Annotated in this window: 11 protein-coding genes; all 11 read left to right on the top strand. The window is 37.5% G+C overall.

Annotated elements, in window-relative coordinates:
* Positions 1–14: 14 nt before the first annotated feature.
* Entirely contained in the window at positions 15–155 is a 141-nt protein-coding gene (locus F8153_RS01250; RefSeq protein WP_151864529.1) for an aspartyl-phosphate phosphatase Spo0E family protein, read from the top strand.
* Positions 156–467: 312 nt separating this feature from the next.
* Complete coding sequence (gene mraZ / locus F8153_RS01245; RefSeq protein ID WP_151864528.1) at positions 468–899, top strand: division/cell wall cluster transcriptional repressor MraZ; 432 nt, start codon at positions 468–470, stop codon at positions 897–899.
* A 17-nt stretch (positions 900–916) separates the two neighbouring features.
* Complete coding sequence (gene rsmH, locus F8153_RS01240; protein ID WP_151864527.1) at positions 917–1,852, top strand: 16S rRNA (cytosine(1402)-N(4))-methyltransferase RsmH; 936 nt, start codon at positions 917–919, stop codon at positions 1,850–1,852.
* A 30-nt stretch (positions 1,853–1,882) separates the two neighbouring features.
* The gene (locus tag F8153_RS01235; protein ID WP_151864526.1) at positions 1,883–2,374 is read left to right on the top strand and encodes a hypothetical protein; all 492 of its coding nucleotides are present in this window, start codon (positions 1,883–1,885) and stop codon (positions 2,372–2,374) included.
* A 121-nt stretch (positions 2,375–2,495) separates the two neighbouring features.
* Positions 2,496–4,559, top strand: a complete 2,064-nt coding sequence (locus F8153_RS01230; protein WP_279237096.1) for a PASTA domain-containing penicillin-binding protein — start codon at positions 2,496–2,498, stop codon at positions 4,557–4,559.
* Between the two features lie 139 nt (positions 4,560–4,698).
* Positions 4,699–6,165: a UDP-N-acetylmuramoyl-L-alanyl-D-glutamate--2,6-diaminopimelate ligase gene (locus tag F8153_RS01225; protein ID WP_151864524.1), complete on the top strand. Its 1,467-nt coding sequence runs from the start codon at positions 4,699–4,701 to the stop codon at positions 6,163–6,165.
* A complete protein-coding gene (locus tag F8153_RS01220; protein WP_151864523.1) occupies positions 6,162–7,547 on the top strand; it encodes a UDP-N-acetylmuramoyl-tripeptide--D-alanyl-D-alanine ligase in 1,386 nt (461 codons plus the stop codon). The genes F8153_RS01225 and F8153_RS01220 overlap by 4 nt, the downstream gene beginning before the upstream one ends.
* A gap of 4 nt (positions 7,548–7,551) precedes the next feature.
* The gene (mraY, locus tag F8153_RS01215; protein ID WP_151864522.1) at positions 7,552–8,547 is read left to right on the top strand and encodes a phospho-N-acetylmuramoyl-pentapeptide-transferase; all 996 of its coding nucleotides are present in this window, start codon (positions 7,552–7,554) and stop codon (positions 8,545–8,547) included.
* Between the two features lie 264 nt (positions 8,548–8,811).
* Positions 8,812–10,179, top strand: a complete 1,368-nt coding sequence (murD, locus tag F8153_RS01210; RefSeq protein ID WP_151864521.1) for a UDP-N-acetylmuramoyl-L-alanine--D-glutamate ligase — start codon at positions 8,812–8,814, stop codon at positions 10,177–10,179.
* Positions 10,180–10,181: 2 nt separating this feature from the next.
* Positions 10,182–11,300, top strand: coding sequence for a putative lipid II flippase FtsW (ftsW, locus tag F8153_RS01205; RefSeq protein ID WP_151864520.1), 1,119 nt, complete (start codon positions 10,182–10,184; stop codon positions 11,298–11,300).
* Positions 11,301–11,305: 5 nt separating this feature from the next.
* The gene (gene murG / locus F8153_RS01200) at positions 11,306–12,394 is read left to right on the top strand and encodes an undecaprenyldiphospho-muramoylpentapeptide beta-N-acetylglucosaminyltransferase (RefSeq protein ID WP_151864519.1); all 1,089 of its coding nucleotides are present in this window, start codon (positions 11,306–11,308) and stop codon (positions 12,392–12,394) included.
* The last annotated feature ends 51 nt before the right edge of the window (positions 12,395–12,445 follow it).

Raw genomic sequence — 12,445 nt, 5'->3', positions numbered from 1 at the left:
TTTGGGGTGAGATGATGCTAAAAAATCGAATTATAAAGCTTCAGCAGGAATTGAATCAGCAAATAACTAATCAAGGGGATTATGATACTATTTATCGGTTAAGCTTAGAGTTAGATCAATTAATTGTAGAGTTTTATAGAGTAAAAAGTGCATAAAACAATGTTTTAGTGATGAAGCTGCCCAATAGGGCAGTTTTTTTATGCCCTTTTTTACCTATTACCTATTCCTTTTTTCCTTATTCCCTACTTCCGCATTCTTAGTTCTTCATTTAACCTCTTAATTCTCAATTCTTAATTCTTCATTCTTAATTCTTCATTGTATCACTGCCTAAGCCTTAAGGCCTATATTTAAAAAAGATATAAAAACTTAAAAGTAAAAGAAGGAATTATCAAAATAACCTAGAAAATATATAAAAAGTGGTACAAAGTGGGATGAAGTGGGTAAAAAGACCCTAAGGTGGGATGGAAATGTTTATTGGTGAATACAATCATACCATTGATATAAAAGGCCGAATTAGCATTCCCTCAAAATTCAGAGATGAATTGGGGGAGCGTTTCATCGTGACCAAGGGTATGGACAATTGCCTTTTCATTTATCCAATGGAGGAATGGAAGGTATTAGAGAATAAACTTAAACAACTTCCCCTCACCAATAAAGATGCTAGAGCTTTTGTTCGTTTCTTTTTTGCAGGTGCCACTGAATGTGAATTGGACAACCAGGGAAGAATAAGAATTCCTAATAATTTAAGGGAGCATGCTTCCTTAGATAAGGATACCGTCTTGATTGGTGTTGCTACAAGAATAGAGCTTTGGAGTCAGGAACAATGGCAGCAATACAATAATGATGCAAATCTTAGCTATGATGAAATTGCCTCTAAGATGGCGGAGTTAGGAATTTAAAATACGAGGGTGATAAAATGGACTTTCAACATGTTTCTGTTCTATTAAGGGAAACGATAGACAATTTAAATATAAAAGCCAATGGAATTTATGTAGATGGCACCATGGGTGGTGCTGGACATTCTTTGGAAATTGCAAAGGCCTTAACAGAGGGAGGCCTCCTTATAGCCATCGACCAGGATGAAAATGCCCATCGGGCAGCTGAAGAGGTTTTAAAAGATTATAAGGAAAGAGTAAAGCAGGTTCGAGACAACTTTGTAAATATTGATAAGGTACTAGAATCCTTAAATATTCAAAAAATTGATGGAGTGCTACTGGATTTAGGGGTTTCTTCCCACCAGCTTGATGAAGCAGAAAGAGGATTTTCCTACATGCAGGATGCACCACTAGATATGAGGATGGATAATAGAAGTTCCTTTACAGCAAAGGATGTAGTAAATAGCTATAGTGCGGCTGAACTAGAAATAATCATTAAGGATTATGGCGAAGAAAAATGGGCCAAGCGAATAGCAGCCTTTATCGTTGAACATAGAAGCAAGGCAGAAATTGAAACAACCTGGCAGCTGGTGGATATCATTAAAAGGGCAATACCTGCAGCAGCTAGAAGGGAAGGCTCCCACCCAGCAAAAAGAACCTTTCAAGCCATAAGAATTGAGGTAAACAAAGAGCTGGAGATAATAGAAGATACTATCAGAAAAGCTGTGGAGTTTCTCAATGAAGGGGGAAGGATTTGTATTATAACCTTTCATTCTCTTGAGGATCGAATCGTAAAAAATACCTTTAAAGATTTAAATATTTCATGTGTATGTCCACCGCAGTTTCCCATTTGTAAATGTAATCACGCCAAACAGCTGGACATTATTAGCAGAAAGCCAATACTGCCATCGGAAGTTGAGCTTCAAGAAAACCCTAGAGCTAGAAGTGCTAAATTAAGGGTTGCAGAGAAGGTATAGAGTTCTATTTTATAGAAAGGGTGAATAAATTTGGAAGTAGCAAGGAAAGATTATATACCCTATAATATTGAAGAGAGAATACCTCAACAACCCCAACGAAAAAAGAGGGTTAAGGTAAATAAAGGCCATCGCATAGCAAAGGTAGCTGCAGTTTCAACGATCGCTATTATTCTTGCCATGGGTTTAACTATAGTATTGCGCTTTGCCACCATTACAGAAATGAGACACCAGCTTCATGGTTTAAACAAACAAGTGGAGGAAGCAGAAGCTCAGAAGGAAAAACTAAGGGCAGAGCTAGAAACTGTATCAAAATCAAGATGGATAGAGACAGAAGCTAAAGAAAGATTGGCCATGACTTATCCACAGACAGAGAATACCTATTATTTTAAAGTGGATGAAACAAAGGTGATGTTGTTGTCCAGTCAACTAACAAAAAATATGGTCTATGAAGAACTACAAGTGGAGAAAAAAGGTTTTCTAGCTGAAACCTTCAATAGAGTTTTAGCATTTTTAAATATTTAATAAGGGGGAAATAATCTTGTCTCAGCCTTCCATATCTAGCAAAAGAAGATTATTAACCATGTTCACGATAGTATCCTTCCTAATATTTGCGCTTATTGCTAGATTGGGGTGGATACAAATTGTGAGAGGAGAGAAATACAAGGAGTTAGCAAATGCACAGCAGACAAGAGATATACCCATTCCCGCCAAAAGGGGTATTATCTACGATCGGAATGGTAAGGAGCTGGCAATCAGTATAAGCAGTAGTACTGTATGGGTTAAGCCAAAGGAAATAGAAAATGCTAAGGAAACTGCCGCAAAGCTTGCCAATATCTTACAGTTGCCCTTTGATAAATTAGAGAAGGATATTTCAAATTCGAAATATGGCTTAGTAAGAATTGCTAGATGGATTGAGGATGATGTGGCCGCAGCAATAAGAAAAGAGAACTTAAAGGGAGTCTTGATTGCTGAAGATAATAAAAGATTCTTCCCCTATGGGAATTTTGCTACATATATATTGGGACATACCACTGATGATAACAGAGGGGCCTATGGAATAGAGAGGGAATATGAAAAGTACCTTAGTGGTTTACCGGGTAGATGGATAAAAAGCACCGACAGCGCCGGTAGACAATTGGACTCTAGTGTAGAAAAATATTATCCTCCAGAAAACGGGCTAAGCGTGGTTTTGACCACTGACGAGGTGATCCAGCACTTTGCAGAAAAGGCAGTTCAAAATGCTCTTGAGGTTAATAAGGCTAAGCGGGTTACTGCAATAGTGATGGATGTAAAAACTGGCGATATATTAGCTATGGCTGCTAAGCCCGACTATGATCCAAACCAACCTAGACTACCCTTAGATGAAGAAATGCAATTACAGATGGAAGCTATGTCGGATGAAGAAAAGTTAGATACATGGTTTAGTATGTGGAGAAATCCCATCGTTAATGACACCTACGAACCAGGCTCCACCTTTAAACTAATTACTACAGCCGTTGTTTTAGAAGAAGGAATTGCTACACCAGATAGTCATTTTTTCTCTCCAGGAACAATAAGTGTTGGAGGAAGAACACTAAAATGCTGGAGATATTATAATCCCCATGGGGATCAAACCCTAACACAAGCAGTGCAAAATTCATGTAACGTTGTCTTTGTGCAGCTTGGTGAAAAACTTGGGAAGGATACCTTTTATTCCTATCTAGATGCCTTTGGATTTAATAGCACTACCGGAATAGATTTACCTGGAGAACGGAAATCAATCATGTACTCATTACCTCAGGTAGGGCCTGTTGAATTGGCTACAATGTCCTTTGGTCAAAGTATCTCTATCACACCAATCCAACTAATTTCAGCAGTTTCAGCTATAGTTAATGATGGTATATTGATGAAACCTAGAATTGTGAAAGAACTTGTAGATAATGAAGGAAACGTCGTTCATCGATTTGAAGAACAAATGGTCCGTCAAGTAATATCCGAAAAAACCTCCCAGGAAATGCGGGAAATCATGCAATCAGTAATCGTTGAGGGCTCTGGAAAAGCTGCCTATATTCCAGGATATGCTGTTGGTGGAAAAACAGGTACAGCCCAAAAGGTAATAGATGGTAAATATGCTGACGGGTATTATGTATCATCCTTTATAGGTGTAGCTCCAATGGATGATCCCAAGCTGGCGGTTTTAATTATCGTTGATGAACCCAATGGATTAAGTCATTTTGGTAGTATAACAGCAGCGCCAGTGGCTAAGGAAATATTGGAGGAGAGCCTACGGTATCTTGAAGTTAAACCTAAGTATACTGAAGAAGAGGCTCAGCAGCTGGTGAAGGCAGAAATCACCATTCCTGAGGTTAGACAGATGACTGTTACTGAAGGGACAAAAACCCTCAAGGATCATAAGCTTCAATATGAGATTGAAGCCCAACAGGAAATGGGTCCTAATACCATCATCGTCGATATGTTCCCTAAGCCTGGAGCTAGGGTTCCTGAAAACTCTTCAGTAATGCTATATGCTAGAGAGAAGGGCGAGGTAGGGAAGGTATTGGTACCTGATTTAACCGGGAAAACTATAGGAGATGCCAATAAACTGCTAAATGCCTTGGGCTTAAGGCTGAAGATAACAGGCAATGGGGTTGCAACCTCCCAGTATCCAGAAGCCAATTCGGAAGTTCCCTTAGGAACAATTATAAGCGTGGAATTTAAGCCCAATTAAATTTACCACTGGAAAATATAATCATATAGTTTTATAATTAAATGGGCAACTAAAATTATGGTATCAACCTTAATTTTAAGTTGCCTTTTAAAAAGTTTATAAGGAGTTAATAATAGTATACAAGAAGGGGAGGTTAATAATGGATTTAAAAAACTTGATTAAAGAACTTGAGGTTGAAAGTATCTATGGACCTATAGATGTGCAGATAGATAACATTCATTATGATTCCAGACTCATAAAGCCGGGAGGTCTTTTCATATGCATTGAAGGGTTTATGACGGATGGACATAATTATATCAATGAAGCTATAGAAAATGGAGCAGTGGCAATTGCTGTTGAAAAGGAAATTCATGAAGATCGGGTTCCTATCATTAGATTTAAAAATACCAGAAGAGCTATGGCGTCTATAGCCAGTAATTTCTATGGTAAACCCAGTCAGCTCCTTGATATGATTGGTGTTACGGGAACCAATGGAAAAACATCAGTAACCTACATTATTAAGAGTATTCTAGAAAATTATGATAGAAAAACAGCCATAATTGGAACCCTTGCCACATTAATAAATAATGAAAAAATGTATTCAGCCAGAACAACACCAGAGTCCTTAGATCTACAAGGCCTCTTTAGAAAAATGATTGACGGCGATGTTGATACATGTATAATGGAGGTCTCATCCCACTCCCTTGAGCTTAATAGAGTAGACGAGGTTAGCTTTAAGGTGGGGATCTTCACCAATCTAACCCCAGATCATTTAGATTTTCATAGCACTATGGACAATTATCGAGAAGCAAAGAAAAAGCTCTTTTATAAAACCACCCATTGCAATATTATTAATCTAGATGATGAAGCTGGTAGAATAATAGTTAAGGATATAAAAAATCTAGATACCCCTTTATTAACCTATAGCATAAATAACCCTGCAGATTTTGTTGCAGAGAATATACATAATAATGGTAAAGAGCTCAGCTTTGATGTAGTTGGACCAGAAAATTTTAATATCAAGTTAACCTTAAAGACTCCAGCCCTATTTGCTGTTTATAATGCATTGGCCTCTATAGCCTGCTGCTATAGCTTAGGAGTTCCTGCAGATATTATTGCCGATGGACTAAATGCTTTTATTGGTGTTCCTGGTAGATTCCAATCAATAGATGGACTAAAGGAGTTCAGTGCAGTAGTAGATTATGCCCATACTCCTGATGCTTTGGAGAATGTGTTGAAGGCTGCAAAGGAGTTTACTAAAAATAAATTAATTACTGTTTTTGGTTGCGGAGGAGATAGAGACCAAACAAAAAGGCCTGTAATGGGAGAAATTGCTGGTAAGTATAGCGATTTTTCAATTATTACCTCCGATAACCCTAGATCAGAGGATCCCTATGTCATCTTATCTATGATAGAGGAAGGAATAAAAAGGACTAAGGGGAACTATATAATAATAGAAGATCGGAAGGAGGCCATTAGGGAAGCTGTAAAGATGGCTGAAGCTGGAGACTTAATTGTAATAGCAGGAAAAGGACATGAAACCACACAGATTGTTAAGGACAGGGTGTTGGTTTTTGATGATAAGCAGGTGGTTTTAGAAGTGGCTGGAGAGGAAGGTCGAATATGATAACTTTAACCTATACAACCCTTTCAGAAATATGTAAAGGTGAAATTATCAGAAGGGGAAAAAAAGATTCATTTCAAGGTATATCAATAGATACTCGAACAGCTGAAAAAGATATGCTTTTTCTCCCATTAAAGGGTCAACGCTTCGATGGGCATCATTTCATTAGAGAGGCCTATGAAAAAGGAATCTCTGGAGTTTTAATAGACAAAGATCAGAAGCTAAATACTGATGGTTTAGATGGTATCTATATAATAGAGGTTGAAGATACCTTAAAGGCTTTAATGGATATTAGTAGTTACTATAGAAGGCTATTTGATCTACCTTGTATTGGTGTTACCGGTAGCACTGGAAAGACCACAACCAAGGATATGATAAGTGCCGTTTTAGGTAATCGTTTTAAAATACTTAAAAATATTGGAAATTACAACAATCAGATAGGTTTGCCCTTAACAATCTTTAATCTGGAGCCCCAACACCAAATGGCCGTATTAGAAATGGGGATGTCCTCCCTAGGGGAAATCGACAGTCTCGCTAATATTGCAAATCCTAATATTGGAGTTATTACCAATATTGGAATGTCCCATATAGAGCATTTAGGCAGTAGAGAAAATATTATGAGGGCAAAAATGGAAATCACCAATTATATGAACTCCCAGGACTATCTACTATTAAATGGAGATGACCAGTTTTTATCTCAAATGAGAAATGTACCTACTAAATTTATTAAAATTTTCTTTGGCTTATCAAAGGATAATGACATCTTTCCAGAGGAAATTCAAGCAAATAAAAATGGGGGCTATAGCATAGTAATTCATTGGAAGGGAAAGGCCATAAGTTTCAACATTCTTCAACCAGGTATTCATAATGTATATAACGCCTTAGCCTCCATATGGATAGCCTTTCACTACAATATTTCCCCAGAGGAGATACAAACCTCCTTGGATGAGTTTAAGCCTTCCAGTATGAGATTGGAAATACACCAATTTAACAATATAAAAGTGATAAACGATGCATATAATGCCAGTCCAGATTCAATGCGGGCTGCCTTAGCAGTTCTAAACCTACAGAAGGGTAATAAGCTGGCTATTTTAGGAAATATACTAGAAATGGGTACCTTTTCTGAAGAGGGTCACAGGATGGTTGGTGCTGATCTAGCATTAACAGATATTAACAATCTGGTAACAGTAGGAGAAATGGCAAAGTGGATAGGAGAAGAGGCTACGAAGCATAAAGTCGACTTAGATTGGCATAGCTTTAATAATAATGAAGAACTAATAAAAGACCTCCCTAAAATCCTTCAGAACATAGATGCAATATTGGTAAAAGGCTCCAGAGGTATGAGAATGGAAGAAATTGTTTATTATTTACAAGAGAGGAGTTAATTAAATGATACAGCACAAGCAGCTGATCTATACTATTATTATTGGATTTGTTATTACTCTGATTCTTGGTCCACTAATTATTCCTTATCTAAAAAGGTTAAAAGTAGGACAAATGGTTAGAGAGGATGGTCCTCAGAGTCATCTCACCAAAAGTGGGACCCCCACTATTGGAGGAATCATCATAATCTTTTCAATCCTAATTACTTCTCTTACATCCGGGGTAATTAACCAAGATTTATTGGTGGCTTTAGCTGCGACTACCGCCTTTGGAATCATTGGGTTTATTGATGATTTCATTAAAGTAGTTTTAAAACGATCTCTAGGATTAAGAGCCTATCAAAAAATATTATTGCAAACAGCCGTTGCTATATTATTGGCAATATATCAGTCCAATGTTTCTGTGATGGGAACACGAATTATAATACCCTTTATCCAAGGCAGTGTAACCATAGGAAACCTTGTCATACCACAATACTTAGACCTTGGAATTTTGTATATACCCTTTATCATATTTGTTGTAATAGCCACAGTAAACAGTGCCAATTTAACCGATGGTTTAGATGGTTTAGCTTCGGGGGTAACCCTTATTATTGCAGCCTTCTTCAGTGTACTGGCCCTGGATTGGGGTTATACCAGCTTGGCAATCTTTGCCGGAGCTGTAACTGGGGCCTGTCTAGGCTTTCTACGGTTTAACTCCCATCCAGCTCAGGTTTTTATGGGGGATACCGGTTCCTTAGCTTTAGGGGGAGCGATTGCTTCAGTGGCGGTATTGATGAATGTTTCTATGATTATTCCTATAGTAGGCGGAATATATTTTGCAGAGTCCCTATCGGTGATACTACAGGTTGCCTCTTACAAGTTAACAAGAAAAAGGGTTTTAAAAATGGCTCCCCTCCATCATCATTATGAGTTAAGTGGGTGGGCAGAAACAAAGGTGGTAATTGTATTTTGGATCATAACGGTAATATTATGCTTAATTGGAATGATCGCACTGAGCTGATAGAAAAATATGTAATTAATAATTAGTAATGAGTAATTAGTAATGAATAATGAATAATGAGTGATGAGTATTGAGTAATAATTATAAGTAAAAAATCCAATCTTTGATTAGTAATAGCCACTTAGGTAGTAATTTGACATGAATCTATATTGATACTTTAGTATTCATGACAAATTATCTAGCAACATAAATTCAACATTCAACATTTAACAATCAACATTTAAGTTTTCAATTCTCAATTCTATAAGAAGGGTTGGTTTTTATATGAACTTACAGAATAAAAGAGTTTTGGTTATCGGTTTAGCTGTAACCGGTGTGCCTTTAGTGAAGGTTCTAGTTCAGCTTGGCAGTAAGGTTATTGTAAACGATTTAAAATCTAAGGATAAGCTTACAGATGCCCTGGAAGAACTAAAGGGACTAAATGTGAAATACATATTCGAAGAGCATCCTAATGATCTTGATGTGTTAGGAACCATAGATTTAGTAGTTGTTTCACCTGGAGTACCACTGGATATTCCTTTTATTAATTTACTTAGAGAAAAGAGCATAGATATAATAGGAGAGATAGAATTAGCCTATAGATTGGGTAAGGCTGATATTGTAGCCATTACAGGTACCAATGGTAAAACCACAACAACAGCCCTTACGGGTAAAATCTTCAAGGATGCAGGCAGAATAACCTATGTTGTAGGCAATATTGGAGTACCAGCTATATCTAAGGCCCTAGAAAGTCAGCAGGGAGACAATATGATCATGGAGGTTAGTAGCTTTCAATTGGAAAGCATTTCTAAATTTCACCCCAAGGTTGCAGCCATCCTCAATTTAACCCCGGATCATCTAAATCGTCATAAGACTATGGAAAACTACTTAAATGCAAAGCTGAATATTTTCATGAACCAGAATTCTAATGATTATGCTGTCATTAACTATGATGATGAAGTTTTAAGGGAAGCCAGTAAAAGATTGTCGGCTAATATCCTATTTTTCAGCAGAAAATCAAAGCTGGAAAAGGGAGTTTATGTGAAGGATCAGAAAATCGTCGTTAAACTGGATGATAAAGTTCTTGAAATTATTCCCATTGATGAAATAAAGATTCCCGGTAATCATAATTTAGAAAATGCTTTGGCGGCTACAGCTATGGCCTTTGCTATGGGAATTGAACCTATGTCTATAGCCGATAGCTTAAGAACCTTTGAAGGGGTTGAACATCGGATTGAGTTTGTTGATGTGATTAATGGGGTTACCTATATTAACGATTCTAAGGGAACTAATCCTGATGCTTCAATTAAGGCAGTAGAGGCAGTTAAGGAACCAATAATTTTACTTGCAGGCGGTATGGATAAAGGAAGCGACTTTACAGAGTTTATCAAATCCTTTAAGGGGAAGGTAAAGGCTTTAGTTGTTTATGGAGAAACCGCTGAAAAAATAAAGGGTACAGCTATATCCCTAGGCTTTAGCAATGTGGTATTAGTAAAGGATTTACAGGAGGCAGTTGAATACACAAATGAAATTGCTACTGCTGGTGATTCAGTATTATTATCCCCTGCCTGTGCCAGCTGGGATATGTATCCAAATTTTGAAGAGAGAGGAAGACATTTTAAAGAGCTGGTTTCAAAATTGAGGAGGTCTTAAAAATGGCAAAAAAGCCAACCTATGACTCAACGATAACCCTAACTGTAGCTGCATTAGTGGTAATTGGTATAGTAATGGTTTTCAGCTCTAGCTATGCCAATGCCTTGGTAAATTTTAAGGATGGATATTTTTATTTAAAGAAGGGCCTGATGTGGGGGGCTCTTGGGACCTTCGCAATGTATTTCTGCGCAAGGTTTCCTTATTATAAATGGGAGAGATATGCTAATCTACTTTTTTTCTTTAGTATAGGTCTCTTGATATTAGTTTTAACCCCTGTGGGAACAGAAATAAATGGGTCCCAACGATGGATAACCATTGCTGGTCAAACCATTATGCCATCGGAAATTGCAAAATTCTGTGCAATCATTTATGTTTCTACAACCATAACCAGAAAGAAAGATAAAATTAAAAGCTTTGTTTATGGGGTTCTTCCATATCTGCTAATTATTGGAATGTATTTCTCCTTAATCTATTTCCAACCAGACCTCAGTACTGCCTTTGTTCTGGGGGTGGTGATTATGTCTATCGTATTTGTTGGAGGAATGAAGTTAACCCATTTTATTGGCTTAGCCTTAACGGGCTTAGGAGCTATTAGCTCCTTAATAGCATATATTGTAATTAAAGGGGATAGCTATAAGGCTCGGCGTATAACGGCTTTTCTTGATCCATGGGCAGACCCCTCTGCTTCTGGTTTTCAGGTTATTCAATCCCTCTTAGCCTTAGGTTCTGGTGGGCTATTTGGACGAGGGCTGGGAAGGAGTGTTCAAAAACACTTTTATTTGCCTGAGCCACAAAACGATTTTATTTTTGCTATAATAGGGGAAGAACTGGGGTTTATTGGAGGAACTGTTGTCTTATTATTGTTTTTAATTCTTATATGGAGGGGTGTAAGAATAGCCATGAATGCACCGGATTTACAAAGCTGCTTATTGGCGACGGGAATAATAGCCTTAATAACCATACAGGTTATTATAAATATTGCAGTGGCCACCTCTTCAATGCCAGTTACTGGAATGCCCTTGCCCTTTATTAGCTCTGGTGGAAATGCATTAGTAGTTTTTATGGCCTTAACTGGAATACTACTAAACATATCTAAGCATATTAATCCTGATAGGAGATGAGTTTAATGAAATTTGTCATTAGCGGAGGAGGAACTGGAGGACACATTTATCCAGCAATAGCCATAGCTAATAAAATAAAGCATCAGTTGCCTAGTGCTGAAATCCTTTTTATAGGTACTAAAGAGGGTTTAGAAAGTGATGTAGTACCTAATGCCGGCTATGAAATGAAGCATATTACTGTTAGCTATCTAAGGCGCAGCATATCCCTACATAATGTAAAGAGCGGATTTAAGCTGATGAAGGGGTTTTTTCAGGCATGGAGAATTTTAAAAGACTTTAAACCTGATGTTGTCATCGGTACTGGAGGGTTTGTTTGTGGTCCGGTGCTATATGTAGCCTCGGCCATGATGGGCCTAAAAACAATCATACATGAGCAAAATGTTTTTCCAGGGCTAACCAATAGAATCCTTTCAAGACATGTTGATGTGATTCTTCTTAGCTTTCAGGAGGCAAGTAGATTTTTTAGATATCCCCAAAAGCTTGTATATACTGGTAATCCCATTAGGGATGCCTTCTTTTTGATTGAGGATCAAGAGGCTAAGAATCACTATAACATTGATAGTAACCAGCCCATTGTCTTGGTGGTTGGAGGAAGCGGGGGTTCTTCAAAGCTTAATCATGCTATAGCCCAGTTGCTAACAACTTCTAAAGCTTTGAATTATAAGCTAATATGGGCAACAGGTAAAAATCATTATCATAAGGTTATTGAAGCTTTTGATGATGAAATTCTTCGTAATCATATGATAATTCCCTATATTGATGATATGCCCTATGCAGTAAAGGCAGCTGACATTGTAGTATGTAGTGCAGGGGCCATTACCATAGCGGAGCTAACTGCTGCCGGAAAGCCGTCAATATTGATTCCTAAAGCCCATACTGCTGAAAATCATCAGGAGTACAATGCAAAGGCCATGGAGGAGAAGGGTGCTGCTATAATGCTTAAGGAGAATCAATTATCTGCTGAAATACTAGATGAAAATATAAAAAAAATCTTAGGGGATTCTAAACTATTGGAAAGTATGAAGATGGCTAGTAGGAAATCAGCAAAGGATGATGCAGCAGAAGCGATACTAAAAGAGATTATAAGGCTTTAAATATCTAAAAAAACCAAAGAGTAACACCTACAGGGTTTCTGCATAATATGT

The organism is Alkaliphilus serpentinus (genome assembly GCF_009017255.1).
Taxonomy (GTDB): Bacteria; Bacillota; Clostridia; order Peptostreptococcales; family Natronincolaceae; genus Alkaliphilus_D; species Alkaliphilus_D serpentinus.
Note: the sequence above shows the minus strand (reverse complement) of the source record. Positions and strands in the feature narration are given on the sequence as shown.

Bases quoted from the DNA above. Each gene is read 5' to 3' on its own strand.
- F8153_RS01250 (WP_151864529.1), top strand. From the start codon at position 15: ATGCTAAAAAATCGAATTATAAAGCTTCAGCAGGAATTGAATCAGCAA.
- mraZ (WP_151864528.1), top strand. From the start codon at position 468: ATGTTTATTGGTGAATACAATCATACCATTGATATAAAAGGCCGAATT.
- rsmH (WP_151864527.1), top strand. From the start codon at position 917: ATGGACTTTCAACATGTTTCTGTTCTATTAAGGGAAACGATAGACAAT.
- F8153_RS01225 (WP_151864524.1), top strand. From the start codon at position 4,699: ATGGATTTAAAAAACTTGATTAAAGAACTTGAGGTTGAAAGTATCTAT.
- F8153_RS01220 (WP_151864523.1), top strand. From the start codon at position 6,162: ATGATAACTTTAACCTATACAACCCTTTCAGAAATATGTAAAGGTGAA.
- mraY (WP_151864522.1), top strand. From the start codon at position 7,552: ATGATACAGCACAAGCAGCTGATCTATACTATTATTATTGGATTTGTT.
- murD (WP_151864521.1), top strand. From the start codon at position 8,812: ATGAACTTACAGAATAAAAGAGTTTTGGTTATCGGTTTAGCTGTAACC.
- ftsW (WP_151864520.1), top strand. From the start codon at position 10,182: ATGGCAAAAAAGCCAACCTATGACTCAACGATAACCCTAACTGTAGCT.
- murG (WP_151864519.1), top strand. From the start codon at position 11,306: ATGAAATTTGTCATTAGCGGAGGAGGAACTGGAGGACACATTTATCCA.